This window comes from Sessilibacter sp. MAH1, from assembly GCF_054658315.1.
Map to the genome: position 1 here is coordinate 1 of NZ_BAAGIC010000024.1, position 21,018 is coordinate 21,018.

The following is a 21,018-nucleotide window of genomic DNA, read 5'->3' on the forward strand; positions in this document are numbered from 1 at the left end:
TTTATAGGCCATTTGTAGGTTCCTTTGTTTGGGGCAGTTTACCCTACAAGCTGGTACGAGATTATTAAACCACTACAGTATTGTTTTCGTTGTATATACAGAGAGAGATGAAGGCGATACTATTAGGTTAATTTCAGCTCGTAGAGCGGAACGGAGTGAAATTGCAAAATATCGTTCGTACAAGAGAGGGCTTTAAATATGGCTATAAAAAAATATACAAAAGAAGAACTCGAAAAAATGCAGGATAAGACCGATTACGAACGATTAAAGAATATGACTGAAAAAGAAGTTCGAGAAAATGCTAAGTCAGATCCTGACGCACCTTTACAGTCTGAATCAGATTTAGAGAAATTTAAGCCTGCGAAAAAACGAGCGAATAAAAATGAAAAAGACTAAGATAACGAAAGACGACATATGGAAAAAATTAAAGATAAAACCAACTGGAGTGAAGTTATTAATAAATCACAAGACGTAGCAGATCATGAGGCATATTCTGACAAAGAGAATCCTGTGTTTAAAGGTAAAAAATTTAGTCGTATTAATCGCGACAAGGTCGTTCAGAAATAAACTTTTTGTTAGTTAATCGGCCACGTCTATCATAAGCGTTATACCGTTTACGGCGTTTCTTAGATGATTGCCATAAGGTACCTCCGTTACGTTTATCTTCCCAAATGCATTGATAAATATTTTCTTAGTTGATTGCGCATCTCAGTAATTTAAACCATCGAATATATCCAGAAATCTGTTCAGGTGACCACTTTTTAGCGAGCAATTCTTTTACGCATTGAAAATCGTCTTGAGTGACGCGTTTGTTTCTTCGAGATTGACGCCTTCTGGCATGGGTGCGCCTTTCTGCCTTACTAGGTCGATAAGCACTATCGGTCACATAACAACGGTTGCGCTTTAATTCTCGATAGAGAGTTGAGAAATGAAGCCCCATAAGCGTAGCAATCTTGCGAATGGATAAACCTTGCAACTTTAATGTTGAAAACGTTACTCTTTCTTCATAGGTAAGCTGGTTATACATACTGAACCATCTTCTCGGCGAGAGAGGAAAAGCGTGTGTTCCAGCTTGCTTTCTTTAATACAAAAAGTGTCGCGGTTAGTTTGTGAATTCGCAAAACATAATAATTTTAGCCAGCCTCGCTCCTATGGTACTGGATCTCTGTTACGGCACTTCGTACCTACACTACAACCGTTACTAAAAGCGTTAATTTTAAGTATGGATATGATCACTAAATCATTTCAAAATAATTTTCAAAACCAATTCAAGGCTTCGCGTCAGATCTTCCACAAAACTACTGGCGCTAAGTTGTTTTATGGCTTTTTTATAGGCTTACCCCTGATTTTTATAATTTTAAAAGTCTATGCAGGTGAAGGCTTTACTCAATTGGAGTTCGGTTTTATACCAACTTGGCTGCTGCTATTCTTGATGTTCGGCTACCCGTTGGTATTCACGCCGGCAATACAATATTTTCAGCTTCGAAAAGCATTTAATTCAAATCCTAGCGCACAACAGAAGCAACATTACGAAATATCAGAAAAGGGAGTTAAGATCTTCGGTGAAGGGTTCAGCGTAGAACTTGGTTGGGAGAATATTCCAAGAATTGAATTATCTAAAGATTTTGTACTTCTGTTTATCTCAAAAAATTGTGCCTATTATTTGCCCAAGCAATTGATCTCAAATGATGAATATAAGCAGTTGTTAGCGTGGAAAAAGTTAATAAGTGGGTCAATCTGACGCTGCCAACGGGTTAAATACAGTAATACACTGCCGAGCAGGTATAGGAAACTCTGATTAACCTAGAGTTTCCCGCGACACAAGGATGTGTCGCCAATTTCAAGAACAGTAAGTGATTGAAATTGTGAAGAAATTGGAAATCGCATTTTCAATTTCTGTCCTCTGATTAAATCATGGATGAGTTAATCAGAGGTTCCTATAGTTAGAACCAGTGTCGTAGCAGCTGGTGTATTACTGCATTGCGGTTTTGAGCCACTCGAAGCCATCGAACATATATCCAAACTCAGGGATGTCGCAGTACCTGACACTCAAGAACAAATAGACCGGGTGGTAAAAAGTCGCGCAGTACTGTCAAACACCTAACAAAATCATCAGCTTCACACCTACCGTATCAGACACATAAAATCTGAGCATGTTCTTAATACGTTATATTTTGGATCTAATGTTTAAAAAATTATCTAACGTTAAATTTTGATTAATTCTTTAATGAATTACAGATAAAATATAGTTTCAGGAGAGATAAGTGCTAATTTATGTAAATCAATATCGTATAGTTGGTGAAAATAGTAGCGAAATATCTTTTCGAACAATTGCTGGTTGGCTTAAAAGTGTAACTAAAAGACATTTTACTCCAGCGGAACTTAAAAATGGAGATGAATTCACTATTGATCGTGCACGAGTTCGCACTTATGTTGCAATAGATGAACCTCCTCTTATGTATTCTATTTTATTAAGTCATCCAGATCATTCAGTTCGAGGTCGTCAGTGGATTACTGAAATTGGCATTCGAGAGGAAAATGAATTCACGACAATCTCCATTCTTCTTGAAACAAGTGATATTAGTACTTTGGTTACCGAAATTCCAGCAACCACCAAGCCCCGTCTAGTTAACTTTCTTCAAAGTAATGGTGATTTACATCCTAAAACTGTGGGATTAAAACTTATTAACTTTTCAGGCAATAGAGATTCATTAAAGGGCTTAAGTTACGAAATTGAGCGTAAAGAGCGCAAATATCCAATTGTATTGGTAAGCAATATAAAAGAAACAAATAAACCAGTTATAAATCCTTATAAACTGCAGGATCAGTTACTCGGCTTAGCGCAAGTAGTCTATTCTGAAGACGCGGTAAATAGCTGGGAAATGGAAGAGATACTAACTCGAAAATATTCTGCATGGGATGGAGCAGTAAATATAATATACCCAGCATTTGGTAGAGACGTATGCCATACAAAGTTGTTATCTCAATATACACTATATGAAATTATTGATTCAGGCTCACATGTCCTTCAATCGATTCTTTCGTATGTCACGCACATAACTAATGGTTTTAATAAAAAAAGACATTTTAGTCCTAGTGATGTAAGAGCAAAACGTCAAAAAGATCAGCGTACTTTATTGAAAAAGAGGTTTGGTGAATTTTCAGAAGATAAAGAATACCAAGAACTTGCAGAACAAGCGTTTGCACAACTGGAAGAGCAAGAAATCTTAGCTGAGCAGCTAAAGCGAAAATATGAACAAGAAATCGAAGAACAACTGATGTTAGCTATTGAGGCTAATGAAGAGCTAGATAAGGTAAATACAGCTTATTCCGTTTTAGATATACGCTTTAAAGAGTTACAACGTAATACAAATAAAAAGGGTAAATCGATTTTAGTGCATGGTGTAGAAAATGAATTTTATAATGGAGAAGTTTCTGATTTAGTAATCGATCTTATTAAAGATAAGTTAGATAGCGTTAAAGCTAACACTCGGAAACAGCATATACTTCAAGATATTGTTAAATATAATGAAATAGATGGAACAAAAGAGTTGTATATTCAGATTATAAAGTCACTTTTTAGCAATTATACGGGGATAACACCAAAAATAAAAAGTGAACTCAAAAAGTTAAATATGGAAGTTGTCGAAGATGGAAATCATAATAATATTAAATTTATTGATGATGATAGATATCAAGTAGCCTTTGCTAAAACTCCAAGTGATAAAGGAAGAGTAGGTGATAATATAGTTCGTGATATTAAATCAGAGTTATTGTAGGTATAACAATGCATCATGACTGACAAAATACATACCACGAATATTGTAAATTAACTTAACATTGAGTCCGATAAAAATCTTCAATTTTATACAACACGCCTAATCCTTTTATTTTATCCCACTTATAAAAATGATACGAAACTTGTCCAAAAACCGATCTACAATCTGGTAGTTTCATTATAAATAACTTTATTCGTGTATTTTAAAGTCATCATACCCAATCGAGAAATAACATAAAAAGTATGGTAAAGGAAAATTTTTAGCGTTTAATATTAAGGTCCGAAATATCGAAAATAATTCCGAATGTATAGAATTGAATACGTCTTAGCAGACCAAGAAGGCATCTCAAACTAATACGAGCAATTAGCAGAATGAAAATAAGTGTGTCCGTTTTATCAGAGCTAAATTACCCAACTACGTTAAGTCGGTTTCTGTAGTTGAGGCTTTTGACCACATTCATTTAGCATGGTCGTCGTAATGCCCGCCAATGGCAAAGATATAAATAGCGTTGTCGTCGTATTTATAAATCAGGCGATCTTTCTGTGATATCCGTCTGGACCAAAATCCAGTGAGGTTATGTCGGAGCTGCTCGGGTTTTCCCATGCCAACACCCGGATCATCTCTGAGCATTTCTTTTAGAAGCTTACACAGGGATTTGTGCAGCTTTTTGTCTTTGTCGCGAAGCTCTTCATAGGTTTCCCAAGTTTTACCCTCAAATACCAGTGATCTCATTCATTTCCTCTTTGGTAGGGGTATAACCGGCCTTATTATTGTGTGTTGCTAATGATTCAGCTATCTGCTTCATTAGGCTACTATTTTGCAAAACGTATAGGGTTTCTTGCTCTCTTTCCCAGTCGTCAGCGCTCATTACCACAAATGCTTCACCTGCCCGCCGAGTTACTTTAAGCGGCGTATGATTGGTAACTACTTGTTCTACAAAAGATTTTAATTTGTCTCTAAACTGGTTTACTGTAACTGTATCCATATTCTCCACCAAATGTACGGCAATTCCGTACAATTCTAGTTCGTATGCCCTATCAAGGCAATATACCTGAGGCTAAAAGTAACTTTCAATTTGTGTTTTACTTCGCTTTTAACACAAATCGCAAATCTTTTTCGGCTTGAATAATCGCAGCCTAATATGTCTTTCTTTGTATATTTCTGTTGAATTTTACCACTGCGCTGTCTTTAAAATTGGTTGTTCTTGGTGGGTGAAGCTTCTGTGAACTAAAGCATTAAGTGGCTTTCTTAATAACCAATATATTGTCTTTTCCATTGAAAAATTAATTCCGTTAACTCTTCATAGTAAGCGTTAAACTGTGATAAATTTTTAATTTATTGACTCGTATTTAAAGCAGTACATTCAACAATGGAATGAAGACTGTTTGTATTTAAAATGTATAGGAAACTCTGATTAACCTAGAGTTTCCAGCGACACAAGAATGTGTCGCCAATTTCAAGAACGGTAAGTAATTGAAATTGTGAAGAAATTGGAAATCGCATTTTCAATTTCTCCCTCTGATTAAATCACGGATGCGTTAATCAGAGATTCGTATAACAAGCCGTCCAAACATCAAGTAAAAGCAGTTTTTTTGCTTTAGGCTCGCCACTACTTGAATCGCTACCTAGCGGGTCGTTATGCGCAATATGCAAATTAGCAGAGGAGTTATTCTGAAGAGCCACCACCAAAATGGCTCCTCAGAAATTTATTTTATTTTTTTGATGATTTACTAGGTTTTAAGGCCGGATTATTTCCTGGAGTGCTTTTGTTGTCACGTCGACGTTGATCAGGCTTCCCCGTAGATTTTGCTATTGGTTTTGGACCCGGTTTAATACTCATAATATGAATCTCTAAAAGTTAATTGTTAATTGAAAGTAGTGCGGCAAATAACTTTAGAATCCTTGCGCTAGCGTACCGTGGAACATACACTAGGCGCCTAAATCTCTTTGGTCGGAGGTTTATCAAACCCTCGGAGGCATGCCTCCGAGGGTTTTTCAATTTAGGCACTGCAAACATCAAAATATCCGCGCACTGGGTAATCATACAGTTGTGAATAAGAACTTTCAATATCTACATATAGTACCAAAACTCTGTATAAACTGTTGATATCGTGTTGATAATACTACATATTGTGTTTTCATCACGATCGGCTTAATCCTACCTTCACCGCGTTGCTCGTTTTGTGCTTTTTCGCTACGCTCGCACAAAACAATTAACTACATTCCGGTGACTTAGCTGGCCGTTATATTTCCGTGAGATCATGATAAATATCAAAAATAATACACTTGAATGGAGTCAGCTAATGAGTGAGCTGGAAGATGCTCACGAGCATTTGGGAGATCTCATCAGAGAAATGCAAGAGAGTGGCGAAATTGATGTTGAGTCATATGCTGTGCGTGTTGCGCATGTTTACGCGCATTTAAATCGCGCCTGGAACTCGCGTGAATTTAAAGGTGAGCTAAGTAAAAAACAATGGGAGGAGTTTCGCTCTTACCCAAAAGATTTAGAGCCCATCGCATAATGAAATATAACAACCTTAAGCATACTCGCCTTCCGCTGAACCTTCATTCTCCGTGGGTTAGCTAGTTATACATACTGAACCATCTTCTTGGCGAGAGAGGAAAAGTGTGTGTTCCAGCTTGCTTTCTTTAATACAAAAAGTGTCGCGTTGGTTTATGAATTCACGCGGTTTGTCCTAAGTCGCGAACGTTAACCGTCGTTGACACACGGCCTTTTGGGAAAAAGTTCATGAAAATTACTTTAGTCACAGGTGGCAGTAAAGGAATAGGCTTAGCGACAGTTAAGCGATTTGTTGCCCATGAATACATTGTTGTCGCCTGTGGAAGGCATTTTTCTGCTTGGACTGATGCATTAAACCAATACCCAAATTTAAAAGATGTTGATTTTAAAGAGTGCGACATTTCATCTAAAAATAGCGTTATGGAGCTTTTTGAATATATCGCTAAACGCTATGGTTGCATTGATATCGCTATTAATAACGCTTCACCCAAAATAGCATCAGACGGTGAGTTCATGAACTGCGATCAAGATGCCCTCATAGAAACAATAAATGCAGATTTTTTAGGCCCCGCATTATGCATTCAGCAAGAATTAAAGCTCATGGGCGCAGGTGGATGTATAGTTAACATAACCTCAATAAATGGAATTCGTCCTACCCCAAACGCAGCAATGTATGGCGCATCTAAACATGGTATTGAAAGTTTAACTCGCTCGCTGGCATTAGAAGCAATTTCTAAAGGTATCAGAATTAATTCAGTAGCACCGGGAACGACTTGGACGGAAAGGTGGGAAGAACGGGCAAGTGGTAATCCTAAATTGCGTAATAAAATAGAGACTTTAGTCCCTTCGCGTCGATTTGCTAAACCCGATGAAATAGCCGGAGCAATCGAATGGTTATGTTCGTCAGCAGCAGACTATGTAGTGGGACATACTTTGGTAATTGATGGTGGGCTATCTTTAAAATAAGCCCATAAATCCTGCTTGAGACTTGTTTATGCCCAAATGCGAATTCTACAATTATAGGAATCGCTGATTATCTCATCCATGATTTAATCAGAGGGACGTGATTGAGGATAAACTCTTTGTATGTGTTGTATGTGGTAAAAAAATTCTGAATATACCTCACAAATCAGGGAAACCACATTTTTATTTTGATCTATCTAGTATATCACTCACCACCAGGTGGCTTACTTTTTAGCGGAATGTTATGAGCGTAGGCAGTATGAGAAAAATATTAGTGTCAATATGCGCAATTGTATTCGGTTTTCTTGCTTGGTACTTTGCGTTTTTCATCTTTTACGAGTCCTGGGTTCCGTATTACTACGAAGAATATTTATCACACATCTTTGTCGGTGTTAGTCTTTTTATAGTTCTTTTTCCTTTATTTCCAGCCCAATTAAATCTCAATAATAAAACTAAAATTGGCTATTATCGCGCCTACACGTGCTTTGGACTGTTTGTTCTACTGCTCTGTATAGCCATTACGGTATATATGCTAAGTACAGGGTATTGGCTTGATAACGATTCTGGAATATACAAAGTTGGCGCCGCTTAAAATCAACTATGACCATCACTAATCGGAGCATTTAGCCTCGTGATTAATTGACACCAGCGCTCCACAGTAATGATTTTTTAGGTTTAATTTTTTACTATAAGTCTATGGTGAAAACCTTTAAAATACTCATCTAAGTAAAAAGCCCTGAGCATTAGTATAGCTTTCTTAAAAGTACCTCTACACTTTGAATCTTAGTCATATTTTAATCTTTCCATCAAAATCTTTTTAAAGGTTAATATTAACTGAAGACCATGATTATAGAAAAATAAGATTATGATTTTTTGGAAAACCACAGGCCGAGCACATCAAAAATCAATCAATATATCTGAGAGACTAATAGACGTAAAAAATAGTTTTTTTACTTGCGGGCCACCAGATTTAGGAGTTATACGTAAAACGAACCATGAGCAACTTACCGAGCAAAATATACTTAATTGATGCCAATGAGGATTTAATTTCTGCGTGGCAAGAATCTTTTAGTGAGTGGGAATCTATAGAGGTATTTCATGGCGACTTTTTTAGCATTCCCGCAGACGCAATGGTCAGTCCCGCAAATAGCTTTGGGTATATGGATGGCGGTTTGGATCTTGCGATACGTTATGAACTAGGAGATATCGTTGAAGAACGAGCACAGGGAGCTATTTTAAACAATCACCATGGTGAGCTTCCTGTGGGTGTTGCAGAAATTATAGAGACAGATAATAAAAAATGGCCTTTTTTAATTTGTGCACCAACTATGCGAATTCCTACAAATATTTCTGAAACCTTAAGTGCGTATTTAGCATTTCGAGCTATCCTTTTGGAAATCGTCAAATTTAATAAGCTGAATGGCCCACGTATAAACTCTATTGTTTGCCCTGGTCTTGGCACTGGCATAGGAAGAATGCCTCCTAAACGATGCGCGGAGCAGATGAGAATGGCGTATTTTCACGTATCAAATCCGGCTAAGATACCAGGGGCTAATGAAGCTCGTAGCACTGAAATAAAACTTAGAAACGCTTAATAACTTGCGTAAAGGTAACTCTGATTAATCCAGAGTTACCTTTCATAAAACTATTTAGGCGATACCTGAATTAACTTACCTTCTTGTTCATCAGTTAGTACATAAATCAATCCGTCTGGGCCAACGCCGACGTCACGAACTCGTTCATTTACATCTTTTAAATACTCGAATTGTTCGCCCGGAGTATTACCATTCATTGTTACGCGATGTAGGTGTCGGAACTTGAGAGAGCCAACCAGAAGGTCACCATTCCACTCTGGAAATTTATCGCCGCTATAAAATGTCATGCCGCTGGGCGCAATGGATGGCACCCAATAAATAATAGGTTGCTCCATGCCTTCTTGATGGGTTTTATCTGAAATGGTGGCACCGCTGTAGTCAATACCGTAGGTGATAACGGGCCAACCGTAGTTTTTGCCAGATTCTATCAAGTTAACTTCGTCACCACCGCGAGGACCATGCTCCATTGCCCAAATGTCGTGGGTTTCTGGATGAATCGTTATGCCCTGAACGTTACGATGTCCATAGCTAAAAATTTCTGGCGCAGCGCCGTTTTTAAACGGGTTATCGTTAGGAACAGAGCCATCTGGGTTGATACGAACAATTTTACCTAGGTGATTATCGGTATTTTGTGCTTGGTTCAAAAACTTATATCGATCACCCAAGGTAATTAATAATTTCTGGTCTTGATCAAAAGCTAGACGGCAGCCAAAGTGATAACCGTTATCTACCAAGGGGTTGGCAGTAAAAATAGTGGTCACATCGGAAACCGCATTTTCTGTTAACTTAGCTCGCGCGACACTGCTGCTTGAGCCACCATCACCCGCTTTGGAATAACAAAAATAAATGGTCTGATTGTCGCTGAAATGAGGATCGATAGTGATCCCGAGCATCCCGCCTTGGTTGTCGTTTACAACTTCTGGGACGTTTTTAAGGGGTTCGCTCAGGCCGTCTTTGAGTGAGTAGCGACGAATGTAACCTTTATCTCGCTCGGTGATCAGCATATCGCCATTGGGTAGAAACGCCATTGACCATGGATGCTGTAATTTATCGGTTAAAGTCTTGGCAGTAACCTCTGACTGGGCTTGACTAAGAGAAGAGACCGCTGCTACAGCAATACCCACGGCGATTTTGAATTTGTTAACTTTCACACCAACGTTCAGCATAAATCCCTCCTTAGTTCGACAAATTAACGGGTTTTGACATTAGCCTAAGACTTTAGTTCGGACAAACGTTTGATTTGGGAGTCCGTATCACGGATTCTTGTAGACTGATGACTAAAAGAAATGGCTAGATTTATTATGAGTCAAAGACGGTCGAGCGGAGCTTTTATTGCGGTTAAATGTTAAGAAAAAAGACACATGAATTGATCAGATTTAATTGACGATGAAATTTATTTCTCTTAAAAGAAGCCACATAATCTGCGCACCTTGTAATGGAAATACCTCTAAATTTAATCGACTAAATAATCTATCAATGTATAAAGCATTCACCAACAAATAGTTATACGCATTTATTTAAAGACTTAAAACAATTTCTTCAATAAATGCGCTGTTAGGTTTATAAAGATAAATAATTTAAAAGCAAAGATTTGATTAAATTATTTCTAGTAGCTTTAAAGTTGGCCCATTGAATAAGCATGTGTCGGTATAGGTCAACGCAACTTCTAAATTGGCAACTTTAGCCGTCAATGCAGCCGAATAAACCTTATCGGCAAAAGTTGAAGATTGCAGCTCTACGCGCACTTCTGATTTTCTATCACACGTAGTATCTGGAATATTTGGCGACACTTTTATATAGATGGTACCTGAAGATTCACTTACACCCACAGACTCAATGGTATAACGACCACCACCTGCACTCGATGTAACACTAAAGAAAGAAAGAAATAAACTAATTAATGTAAGAGAAACAATTTTCATAACTAAATTCCTAAAATTAAAAACGCATTAAATCTACGTTTTCAAATTCTGGAAATCAATATGCAATTGTTCGAAAAGTAAGGTTGATTCGAGCAGGATGAACGGTCTTAGTGGGAGGCAATCTGTGCAACCAATGAGATTGAGTTTCGCCTTTCATAACCAATAAGCTGCCATGTTCTAAAACTTGAGAAATGTTTTCTTGCGTTACTTTATGTTTAAAAGAAAATTTTCTTTCAGCGCCAAACGTTAATGAAGCGATAGCGCCATTTTTTTGCAGGTCTTTTTCTGCATCACTGTGCCAAGCCATTCCTTCACTGCCATTGTGATACAAATTTGCTAGACAAGAATTATAAGTCTCTTGTGTTTGCTCTTCGGCGAATTTTTTTAACTCCAATAAAACAGGAGTCCACTCAAGAGCTTGGCGAGTAATTTTTGAATAGGTATAGCGAAATGGACGATCACCGTACCAGGCGATTTTTCGTTTGGTCGTTAGGTGTTTGCCATAAATAATCGCGTTGTCATTTACCCAATGTGTTGTATTCAATAAAGTCTGAAAATATTGATCTGCTTGACCACGAGACAAAACTACGCCGTAGTAATTAGCTTCACCGTCTTTCGGTAATAAATTTATTGGGTATTGATCTAGAGAATCAAATAAATCCATAACAGTAAAATTAAACGTTAAGAGTGTTCAATTACTTAATGATAGATTTATATAGGAAGATTTATAGGCTGTGAATTTTTTGTGAAGTAAAGACAACTTAAGAAATGGCGCACTCGGAAGGATTCGAACCTTCGACCGCTCGGTTCGTAGCCGAGTACTCTATCCAGCTGAGCTACGAGTGCGTTTCGTTGTCTTCCCTGTGGAAGAGGCGCGTATATTAATGACGATTTTCAGCTCCGTCAACACTATTTTTGAAATTTATTTAATATTTTTTCGAGTTAATTCAATTGAATACTTACACTAATTTATTTTTAAACAATTCGATTAAACGATGAGCCGAAAAATTAACTCAATCTATTAGGGAAAGCTCCAAGATTAACCAAAGACACCCGGAATAATGCAACACGATTATCGAACCGCTCAGATTTGGTCTAATTCTCTGTAAATATATTGGAAAATGTTGGAACAGTTTTCCTACATTTGAGGTGCCAAACTCCAAACCAGTGGACTTTACGAGCTAGCTCCATGGCCCGCTTTGTAGACCAGCTTCTATACGGCCACTGCTAGAGCACCCACTCATTCAAGCTTGCCGGTGAAAGCCAAAATACTTCTTGAGAGAGACTTAGCCGTTCGCTACGAAGCAACTAAAATAATCGATATTATTGAAATAGAGAAATCCACAGTAAAAAGATATTTCTGTGTATTAGTGACCTAGAGGGAATGGTAAAACTATCGATGAGAGAAAATGGAGATGAAAGAAAATGGCGGAGAGGGAGGGATTCGAACCCTCGATACCGGGTTAGGGTATACTCCCTTAGCAGGGGAGCGCCTTCGGCCACTCGGCCACCTCTCCAAAATGTCGCGGCATAATACCACAAACTTTGAAATTTCAAAGACTTAACTGCAATTTAATTACTCTTTTATGTGAGTGAATTAAATTTTGAAGAAACTACGAACAAATTAACGCGGTTTTGATCACTTCGTAAGAGAAGTGATCAAAACGAAAACTCTAACCTACTGATCGCTGTGTGAGACTTCCTATCAATATAGGGCGAAAAGCATTTAGGAGAATAGTAATTCTAAATTAGGTGAAACCTATTTTTCTTGCTCTTGCTCTTTTTCGCGCTGAATACGCTGGTAAATTTCTTCGCGGTGAACAGCAATTTCTTTTGGTGCGTTAACACCAATTCGAACTTGGTTACCTTTAACACCCAAAACCGTTACTGTAACTTCATCACCAACCATTAGGGTTTCGCCAATACGGCGAGTCAAGATCAACATGGGTAATTCTCCTTTATTCTCCCTGCTTTATTTATAGAAGCTTTTTCTGCACACCAATCGGATATCCATAGATTTCTTTTTGACTCGAAAGTCAGTAGCTGCAGAGTTCCTATAATCGGCCACGAATATATAATCGCGAATTAAGCAAGATTAAGCAGTTTTTAGGTTAATTTCCTCTTTACGTGCCCGGTTTTACAAAATCTTACGGTAATGGACTGGAAATTAACATTCTCACACAGTTTTTGTTAGCTCTGAAAGGAAAAACTCTATTTATGAGTTATTCTTCAGAAATTTTGTCATCATCCAAACCAAACGCCGTGTGTAACGCACGAACAGCTAGCTCTAAATAACGTTCTTCTATAATTACAGCGATTTTAATTTCAGACGTTGTAATCATTTGAATATTGATGTTTTCTTTTGCAAGAGCGTTGAACATGGTTGAAGCAACGCCAGCATGAGAACGCATACCCACACCAACAATCGATACTTTGGCAACTTTTGGGTCGGTTTTTATGGACTTAGCGCCCAATTCGATAGCAACACCTTCCAAAATTGAACGTGCTTTTTCAACATCGTTGTTGTGCACAGTAAACGTTAAGTCGGTAGTGCCGTCTGCAGAAACGTTTTGAACAATAACATCAACTTCAATATTAGCAGCGCCAATAGGAGCAAGAAGTTTAGCAGCAGCTCCAGGTGTATCAGGAACACCGACAACAGTTACTTTTGCTTCATCACGGTTAAATGCGATTCCAGAAACAACAACCTGCTCCATAGAGCCACTTTCCTCTTCTAATGTAATTAAAGTACCAGGACCATCTTTAAAACTGGATAAAACCCGCAACGGGACCTGATATTTTCCTGCAAACTCAACCGACCGGATTTGAAGTACTTTTGACCCTTGGCCGGCCATTTCTAACATTTCTTCGAATGTAATTTTATCGAGACGACGAGCTTCAGGCACAACACGTGGATCGGTTGTATAAACACCATCAACATCGGTATAAATCTGACACTCGTCGGCTTTTAATGCAGCTGCAAGAGCTACACCGGTGGTATCTGAGCCACCACGTCCCAAGGTTGTGATATTGCCATTTTCATCAACACCTTGGAAACCTGCAACGACTACAACCGTATCTTCGCTTAAGTCAGCTCGGATTCTATCGACATCGATATGCTTAATACGAGCTTTCATGTGCGCGCTGTCGGTAAGAATTTGCACTTGCTGGCCGGTGTATGAACGAGCTTTGATGCCGCGTTTATGCAACGCGATACACAACAGCGCGATTGTGACCTGCTCACCGGTAGAAACCAAAACGTCCATCTCACGAGGTGTTGGCGCGCTACTAATTTCTTGGGCAAGACCAATCAAACGATTTGTTTCACCACTCATGGCAGAAACGGCAACCACAAGGTCGTGACCTTGGGCTTTAAAGCCAGCGATTTTATCAGCGACGGCTTCGATGCGTTCAACACTGCCAACCGAAGTACCACCGTATTTTTGAACAAACAAGCTCATGTATAGATCTCGATTACACTTTAACCATTTATAGAGGAAGACATTCCTCTGGTCGAAAAATCCGGCGCATTAAACAATAATATTACGCAAATGTTAACCTGCGGACGACAACCAGGTAGTCAAATGACCCGATTGTTATATCTTCTAATAGCTAAACGTTATTAGAACTAGACAAATATTTCTCGAATTAGTTGTCGAGCTGACTCGACAGCCATTCGTAAGCACCAGTAATTGCCGCTGGAATTGCGGACACATCTGTACCACCACCACGAGCCATATCCGGTCTACCACCGCCCTTGCCACCCACAAAAGGAGCAACGGTTTTGATTAAATCGCCGGCTTTTACTCGCGATGTTACAGATTTAGAGCAACCAGCAATCAAAGTAACCTTGTTGTCTTCTTCAGCCAACAAGAGTACAACCGAATCACCCAACTTATCTTTGATCTTATCAACCATTTCACCAAGCGCTTTTCCGTCAACGCCATCAACTTTAGCGACCAATGCCTTAACATTGCCTAAAGTTTTTGCCTCAGAAATCAATTGGTCAACGCCAGAAGCCGCAAGCTTGCTTTGCAACGCAGATAACGCTTTTTCTAAATCTTTGATTTCAGTTTTAGCAGCAACAATACGATCTACCAAGTTTTCAGGCTTGGCTTTCAATAATTCACACGCTTCTTTTAACTGTTGCTCTTGGGTATCGACCCATGCCAATGCATTAAGACCGGTTACCGCTTCGATACGTCTTACGCCTGCGGCAACGCTAGACTCTGATGTAATTTTCAAAAAGCCAATATCACCGGTGCGAGATACGTGAGTACCACCGCAAAGTTCAACCGAAAAGTTGTCATTACCCATGGTTAATACGCGAACAGAATCACCGTATTTTTCACCAAATAGAGCCATCGCCCCCATGGATTTAGCGGTTTCCATGTCGGTAATTTCAGTACCAACCACAGTGTTACCTTGAATTTGTTCGTTGACGATAGCTTCAATAGTTTTTATTTGTTCGAACGTCACCGGCTCAAAATGGGAAAAATCAAAACGAAGCTTAGTTGAATCGTTTAATGATCCTTTTTGAGATACGTGATCACCCAACACTTGGCGCAATGCAGCGTGCAATAAATGGGTTGCGGAATGGTTGCGAGCGGTTTTTGCTCGAACACTTGAATCCACCTGAGCAGTTAATGACTGCCCCACAGAAATAGCACCCGATAATACCTTGCCGTGGTGTAAGTGATGTGCACCTTGCTTGGTACAATCGATCACTTCAAATTGGTTCTGTGCATCGCTTAAATAGCCACTGTCACCAACCTGACCACCAGACTCGGCATAAAATGGTGTGTGATTTAGCACGACGGAAGCTTCTGTTCCAACAGCAACATTGTCGACGGTTTGGCCATCAACAATAATGGCCATAACAACGCCGGCTTGCTCTAGATTGCTATAACCCAAAAATTCGGTCGCGCCATCGAGCTTAATAACATCGCTATAATCAACTTTAAATTGACCAGCAGCGCGAGACATCTCTCGTTGGTTGGTCATTAATTCTTCGTAACGTGCTTCATCGATGGTGATATTGCGTTCACGAGCAATATCTGCGGTTAAATCTAATGGAAAACCAAAGGTGTCGTATAAGGTGAAAGCGACATCGCCACTGAGTACATCACCCGATAACTCCGCCAATGCGGATTCAAGTACAGACATACCTTTTTCGAGGGTTTTGGCAAACTGTTCTTCTTCAGCCAAAAATACTTTTGCCACCTGATCTTGAGACTTAACCAGTTCAGGATAAGCCTCGCCCATTTCGGCAACTAACGCAGGCACAAGAGTTGAGAAGAATGCTTCGTTTTGACCCAACTTGTGGCCATGGCGAATGGCTCGGCGCATGATGCGACGCAAAACATAGCCACGACCTTCATTGGATGGCAGGACACCGTCAACCACCAAGAAAGCACATGAACGCAAATGGTCTGCGATTACCCTTAGCGACTTATTGTCTAGGTCTGCGGTATTTGTTGCCTTGGCGGCGGCTTGCAATAAATTTTGGAACAAATCGATTTCGTAATTGGAATGCACATGTTGCATAACCGCAGACACACGCTCAAGACCCATACCGGTATCAACACTTGGCGCGGGTAATAAATGCATTTGACCGTCACTGGTACGGTTAAACTGCATAAATACGATGTTCCAAATTTCTATATAACGATCACCGTCTTCTTCGGGAGATCCTGGAGGGCCACCCCAAATAGAATCACCGTGATCGTAGAAAATTTCGGTACAAGGACCGCAAGGACCCGTGTCACCCATAGCCCAGAAGTTGTCGGAATTATATCGACCACCTTTATTGTCACCGATGCGAACAATACGATCTTTTGGAACACCGATAATGTCCGACCAAATTGAATAGGCTTCGTCGTCTTCGGCATAAACCGTTACCCACAATTTTTCAGTGGGAATATTCAGCCATTGCGAGCTGGTTAAAAACTCCCAAGCAAAGGCGATTGCATCATTCTTAAAATAATCGCCAAAACTGAAGTTACCCAGCATTTCGAAAAAGGTGTGGTGACGAGCGGTATAACCGACGTTTTCTAAATCGTTGTGTTTGCCACCCGCGCGAACACAGCGCTGCGAACTGGTCGCACGAGAATAATCGCGTTTATCTTCGCCAATAAACACGTCTTTGAACTGCACCATTCCAGCGTTGGTAAATAGTAACGTTGGATCGTTACCCGGAACTAAGCTAGACGATGGGACAATGGTATGCTCTTTTGACTGGAAGAAATTCAGAAAGGCTTGGCGTATCTCTGCACTTTTCATAGATTAACTACACTATTTGATTCTAGATCATCGATTTGATGTCTGCTAAAGACTGGTCAGTCTCAATAAGTTACACATTGAGCGAAGAAAAGGCGGTAAGTATATAGAAACTCATAGAAAAGACGAGCAAAAGAATGGAAAAATGCTCGCCAAACTGCTGCTTTTAGCTCCAATTAGTGTACTTAATCGTAAAACTCGCAGTATCTATTCCATTAATTATTTAACGGCATGCAACAGAGCATTAAGACAAGTATTTACGACTGATCACCGGCACGCCAACTCACAACTTCGACACCATCATAAATATAAATCACGCATTCGACTCAGCAGTGAATCTTACAAGACCAATTATCCCACCACTTCACGATGTTAATCAGAAGCTCTCGCCTTCAGGAACGAGTTCTGTTTTTGCGTAAATTAGAGATTTTCAATATCTGATAATAAGATAAAAGATTAGGGGCTAAAACGCGAAAAACCCAGCGAACGCATTCTCGATTTAATCGACGTTTACGATATTAAATCGAAGGAATTATCGAATTGATCCGGTCGGCCTTCAATCTTCCAAAGAGTTTTTTATTACGACTAGCGCTCGTCTGAAAAACCGAACCAACTAACCAAGAATTTCGTTGTTGAGCGAATACAGTTATTGAGTGAATACAAAAGAAAAACCACGCAGAATAGAGCTGCGCAGTTATTTTTGATCAGAAACCCAGACCATCGGTCTCGGTATATTTTTTGTTCCCTAAAATATGCAGGTGCAAATGAAACACGGTTTGTCCACCGCCTTCACCGTTATTGATGATCAAACGAAACGCGTCATCAATTTCGAGCATTCTTGCGATATCACCTGCCTTCAACATTAACTTGCCAAGCAACTCTTTATCTTCGGCTGTGGCATCGGCTAGTTTTGGAATCGGCTTTTTAGGAATCAACAACACGTGAGTTGGCGCTTTAGGCGATATATCGTTGATACAAATGCAATCTTCGTCTTCGTATATTTTATCAGCAGGGATTTCGCCAGAAATAATTTTGCCAAAAACAGTTACTTCGCTCATGTGACTTTCCGTTCCTTAATCTACGCAACCCAATAACTATGGCAGAAACTCTAAACCATTTAATCCGATGACCGCTTACAAAAACCTTTTCAGATAACCAACATCAAATGTGTTTGGCTTGAGTTTTTAACTGTTCACGATGAGCTTCTTTTTCGTCTTCTGTCAGCTCGCGAGCTTCAGATTCAAGCATAACCGGAATATCATCCCGCACCGGGTAAGCCAAACCACTCTGCCAACACACAAGTTCGTTGGACTCTTTCTGATATTCTACCGGAGCTTTGCTGACCGGGCATGCAAGAATCGCCAGCAGTTTTTTATCAATCATAATAACGCCTAAGGATATAAAACATTGCGGGCAACTTTACTCTTTTGCCACTTCATTTTCCATAGGGCCCACTAACAACCCAGGATCAACTTTACGTCCAAACCAGTTCATGCGCCAATCAAGATGCGGACCCGTCGCGCGCCCAGAAGAACCTACTTCGGCAATTTCTTGACCTGCTTGGATTTCATCACCTTCAGATACCAAAATTTTACTCAAATGAATAAAAGATGATGATAAACCATGGCCATGATCGACAATTAGCGTACCGCCGGAATAAAACATATCGGAATGCACGAGTCGTACAATGCCGCCAACTGGGGCTTTTACTCGTGTACCGGTAGGTCGGGCAATATCCAGTCCATAATGAGGACGCTTGGGAACCCCGTTGTAAACGCGCTGACTGCCATACACACCGGTAATAGGGCCGGTTAGTGGCCAGCTGAATTCGTCTTGAAAATACCCAAGATCGGAGTAATGATTTCTCGCAGCCCACACCATGGCGGCCTCTTTGCGTGAACGCGCTACTTGGTCGGGATTTGGAGTCACCGTTTCTTGAGGGACACCTTCAATTTTTTGAATTCGGTATTCACGCTGTGCAACGGAGACCTTATGAATAGCTTCTTTATCTTCTGATACCACGCGAAATTCGATGGTGCCGGGCTCGTCACGGTCTAAACCAACAATAAAATTACCCTGTTGATCGAGCTTTAGTTTGCGTCCATCAAAAAATACTTGCTCACCGGGCAAAGCCTTACCAAATACTAGAGCCCCTTGTTGTAGAGGGGTGATTAACTCAAACGCCAATACCACATGCGTGAACAGACTCGCACAAGCAGCCACACCCAATCCAATAAGCTTATAAACCATGTGTTTTCTCATTGAGCATTCAAATTTATTAATGGATCTTATCTTATAACCGCATTTTAAAAATGGTTATAAAACAACAATATTCGCAGAAAGAAAACAAGGATGCTATTGAAAACCTGCCCCAGTTATCAATACATTTTTCTGAGTTCAAAGCGTGTATGTGGTGTACCACTCATTAGATGAATGTATTTTTCGACTGTTTAATCGACCGTGAAACGTATCTGATCTTCATTAATATCAACCGAACACCAGCACAAATGCTGATCTTGAGTTACACATACAACATTTCCATAACCGTGGCATAAATCCCCATCAATACCAACGCGCCGCTGGCTATCGAACCCAATAACATCCCCAAACCTCTCGATTTAGGGTTTTTAACGTAACCGACCGCATAAAGGGTTCGCGCTACGAAAAAAACCAGTCCCAGCAGTGGCCCAACCCAATAGGGATTAAAAAATAATCCGCAAATCCATAAAGCGGGAATCACAACGATCAAATGTTCTAAGGTATTCATCTGAACTCGATAAATACGTTCGAAACTGGGATGGCCTGCGCAATCCGGAGCACGAATGTCGAATTTAACTCGCGCACGCCCAGTTAATGCAGAAAACACCATGTACTGAATGAGTAGCAATAAAATGATAAGAGCAGTTAAAGCCATGGTGTTCCCTGTGATGAGTTGATACGCCGTTATTTCTATACCACTATAAATCGGTAAAGTTCTAAGCGCACGCAGCAAGGATTGACACAGTTATAAAATTAGTAGCGCCCAGCTTTAAGCACTATCTTTGAACATTGGACGAGATCGGTGATTACCCAAATTCGATCGCCGCAATGCTTGGCTAAGGTCATCGCCTAGAGTGTTTAATTACAAAAGTCCAGCCCGCGAAGATTCAACAAATCATCTGGCAGAAAACCTACAAGTCATCACAAAAATGAGGGAAAACGACAAAACCCCCTACTCAATTTTTGTGAAACATTCAATGACAACCACCTATAAATCTTTGATTTTCATCAACTAAACCAAGGCAATCTTCAGATGATTTGATCTGGCACAAGTTAAGCTGAATGAAAAGTGATTCAGCAATATCACTCGATCTAAAAAATACCTTCCAGACAAATGAGGATAAATACCATGGCAGAGTTTTTTGTTGACAGAGCCGAAAACGCAGAAAACACTCGTTTATTACACAAAAAAAATTGTGTTGATATTTCCAATGACGAAACTCACCGATATCTAGGCTCTTATGCCACTGTATCCGCTGCACACAATAAAGCATCGGGCTACTACAACAAAGTGGAAAATTGCCCAAAATGTGCCAGTTAATCACCGGTCGATAAACAAAATTGTTCGCAGCGACGAAGGGATGCGTCGCTAAAAAATTATGCGTAGGAATTAAGCCCCATTTAATACCGGCGTAAATTCAAGAAAAAATTTCACTGCATTCACTGGAAGATATTAAAAGGATTTAAGAATAAGAATGGTAGGTGATTTATCGAATAAAAATAGATAAGTTGCTTTAAGTAATAAATTGTTTAAGCAAACCTGTACAAACAATTTTAACAGCAGCGATCGTTATAACAGAGAAGGTCGTTTTTGCTTTTGTAGATCTGGAATAAAATCAAACACTTCTTCTAAACTTCTTCTAAACTTCTTCTAAACTTCTTCTAAACTTCTTCTAAACTTCTTCTAAACTTCTTCTAAA

The 21,018-nt window shown here is 39.6% G+C and carries 21 protein-coding genes and 2 tRNA genes; 8 read left to right on the top strand and 15 right to left on the bottom strand.

The annotated features are described in order from the left end of the window. Positions 1-198 precede the first annotated feature (198 nt). Together ACYQ28_RS17955 and ACYQ28_RS17960 are read left to right on the top strand one after the other, a co-directional pair. Complete coding sequence (locus tag ACYQ28_RS17955) at positions 199-396, top strand: hypothetical protein (RefSeq protein WP_460052465.1); 198 nt, start codon at positions 199-201, stop codon at positions 394-396. A gap of 18 nt (positions 397-414) precedes the next feature. Next, positions 415-567, top strand: coding sequence for a hypothetical protein (locus tag ACYQ28_RS17960; protein WP_460052466.1), 153 nt, complete (start codon positions 415-417; stop codon positions 565-567). A gap of 124 nt (positions 568-691) precedes the next feature. Here ACYQ28_RS17960 and ACYQ28_RS17965 read toward each other — a convergent pair whose 3' ends face one another. After that, the gene (locus tag ACYQ28_RS17965; RefSeq protein ID WP_460052468.1) at positions 692-1,027 is read right to left on the bottom strand and encodes a helix-turn-helix domain-containing protein; all 336 of its coding nucleotides are present in this window, start codon (positions 1,025-1,027) and stop codon (positions 692-694) included. A 195-nt stretch (positions 1,028-1,222) separates the two neighbouring features. Here ACYQ28_RS17965 and ACYQ28_RS17970 point away from each other — a divergent pair, with 195 nt between their 5' ends. Both ACYQ28_RS17970 and ACYQ28_RS17975 read left to right on the top strand, forming a co-directional pair. After that, entirely contained in the window at positions 1,223-1,741 is a 519-nt protein-coding gene (locus tag ACYQ28_RS17970; protein ID WP_460052469.1) for a YcxB family protein, read from the top strand. A 523-nt stretch (positions 1,742-2,264) separates the two neighbouring features. Next, the gene (locus tag ACYQ28_RS17975; RefSeq protein WP_460052471.1) at positions 2,265-3,779 is read left to right on the top strand and encodes a hypothetical protein; all 1,515 of its coding nucleotides are present in this window, start codon (positions 2,265-2,267) and stop codon (positions 3,777-3,779) included. 456 nt (positions 3,780-4,235) lie between these two features. Here ACYQ28_RS17975 and ACYQ28_RS17980 read toward each other — a convergent pair whose 3' ends face one another. Together ACYQ28_RS17980 and ACYQ28_RS17985 are read right to left on the bottom strand one after the other, a co-directional pair. Then, positions 4,236-4,511 (bottom strand): Txe/YoeB family addiction module toxin, encoded by a 276-nt coding sequence (locus ACYQ28_RS17980; protein ID WP_460052472.1) that lies wholly within the window; start codon positions 4,509-4,511, stop codon positions 4,236-4,238. Beyond that, a complete protein-coding gene (locus ACYQ28_RS17985) occupies positions 4,492-4,764 on the bottom strand; it encodes a type II toxin-antitoxin system Phd/YefM family antitoxin (RefSeq protein ID WP_460052474.1) in 273 nt (90 codons plus the stop codon). Before ACYQ28_RS17985 ends, ACYQ28_RS17980 begins: the two co-directional genes overlap by 20 nt. A gap of 1,318 nt (positions 4,765-6,082) precedes the next feature. On the opposite strand from ACYQ28_RS17985, the gene ACYQ28_RS17990 reads away from it, so the two are divergent. The 3 genes from ACYQ28_RS17990 (at position 6,083) to ACYQ28_RS18000 (ending at position 8,858) form a co-directional block, all read left to right on the top strand. Then, positions 6,083-6,301, top strand: a complete 219-nt coding sequence (locus tag ACYQ28_RS17990) for a hypothetical protein (protein ID WP_460052475.1) — start codon at positions 6,083-6,085, stop codon at positions 6,299-6,301. Between the two features lie 227 nt (positions 6,302-6,528). Then, the gene (locus tag ACYQ28_RS17995; protein WP_460052477.1) at positions 6,529-7,266 is read left to right on the top strand and encodes an SDR family NAD(P)-dependent oxidoreductase; all 738 of its coding nucleotides are present in this window, start codon (positions 6,529-6,531) and stop codon (positions 7,264-7,266) included. A 992-nt stretch (positions 7,267-8,258) separates the two neighbouring features. After that, on the top strand, positions 8,259-8,858 hold the full coding sequence (locus ACYQ28_RS18000; protein ID WP_460052478.1) for a macro domain-containing protein: 600 nt from the start codon (positions 8,259-8,261) through the stop codon (positions 8,856-8,858). Positions 8,859-8,908: 50 nt separating this feature from the next. Here the strand turns inward: ACYQ28_RS18000 and ACYQ28_RS18005 are convergent, their stop codons facing one another. The 12 genes from ACYQ28_RS18005 to ACYQ28_RS18060 all read right to left on the bottom strand — a co-directional run bounded on the left by ACYQ28_RS18005 (position 8,909) and on the right by ACYQ28_RS18060 (position 19,973). Beyond that, a complete protein-coding gene (locus tag ACYQ28_RS18005; protein WP_460052480.1) occupies positions 8,909-10,024 on the bottom strand; it encodes a PQQ-dependent sugar dehydrogenase in 1,116 nt (371 codons plus the stop codon). Positions 10,025-10,453: 429 nt separating this feature from the next. After that, complete coding sequence (locus ACYQ28_RS18010) at positions 10,454-10,780, bottom strand: hypothetical protein (protein WP_460052481.1); 327 nt, start codon at positions 10,778-10,780, stop codon at positions 10,454-10,456. 55 nt (positions 10,781-10,835) lie between these two features. Next, positions 10,836-11,444 carry an alpha-ketoglutarate-dependent dioxygenase AlkB family protein gene (locus ACYQ28_RS18015; RefSeq protein ID WP_460052482.1) on the bottom strand — a complete coding sequence of 203 codons (609 nt, stop codon included), beginning with the start codon at positions 11,442-11,444 and terminating at the stop codon, positions 10,836-10,838. Between the two features lie 105 nt (positions 11,445-11,549). After that, positions 11,550-11,626 (bottom strand) — tRNA-Arg (locus ACYQ28_RS18020). Between the two features lie 580 nt (positions 11,627-12,206). Continuing rightward, a tRNA-Ser gene (locus ACYQ28_RS18025) sits at positions 12,207-12,297 on the bottom strand. A gap of 242 nt (positions 12,298-12,539) precedes the next feature. Then, complete coding sequence (gene csrA / locus ACYQ28_RS18030; RefSeq protein WP_460052484.1) at positions 12,540-12,725, bottom strand: carbon storage regulator CsrA; 186 nt, start codon at positions 12,723-12,725, stop codon at positions 12,540-12,542. A gap of 277 nt (positions 12,726-13,002) precedes the next feature. Next, entirely contained in the window at positions 13,003-14,241 is a 1,239-nt protein-coding gene (locus tag ACYQ28_RS18035; RefSeq protein WP_460052485.1) for an aspartate kinase, read from the bottom strand. Positions 14,242-14,428: 187 nt separating this feature from the next. Further along, positions 14,429-17,062 (bottom strand): alanine--tRNA ligase, encoded by a 2,634-nt coding sequence (gene alaS / locus ACYQ28_RS18040; RefSeq protein ID WP_460052487.1) that lies wholly within the window; start codon positions 17,060-17,062, stop codon positions 14,429-14,431. A gap of 701 nt (positions 17,063-17,763) precedes the next feature. After that, positions 17,764-18,117, bottom strand: coding sequence for a histidine triad nucleotide-binding protein (locus tag ACYQ28_RS18045; RefSeq protein ID WP_460052488.1), 354 nt, complete (start codon positions 18,115-18,117; stop codon positions 17,764-17,766). A gap of 103 nt (positions 18,118-18,220) precedes the next feature. Further along, complete coding sequence (locus ACYQ28_RS18050; protein ID WP_460052490.1) at positions 18,221-18,442, bottom strand: Trm112 family protein; 222 nt, start codon at positions 18,440-18,442, stop codon at positions 18,221-18,223. A 36-nt stretch (positions 18,443-18,478) separates the two neighbouring features. Then, entirely contained in the window at positions 18,479-19,309 is an 831-nt protein-coding gene (locus ACYQ28_RS18055; RefSeq protein ID WP_460052491.1) for a M23 family metallopeptidase, read from the bottom strand. A gap of 271 nt (positions 19,310-19,580) precedes the next feature. Next, a complete protein-coding gene (locus ACYQ28_RS18060; RefSeq protein WP_460052492.1) occupies positions 19,581-19,973 on the bottom strand; it encodes an MAPEG family protein in 393 nt (130 codons plus the stop codon). A 474-nt stretch (positions 19,974-20,447) separates the two neighbouring features. Here ACYQ28_RS18060 and ACYQ28_RS18065 point away from each other — a divergent pair, with 474 nt between their 5' ends. After that, entirely contained in the window at positions 20,448-20,639 is a 192-nt protein-coding gene (locus ACYQ28_RS18065) for a hypothetical protein (protein ID WP_460052494.1), read from the top strand. Positions 20,640-21,018 lie beyond the last annotated feature (379 nt).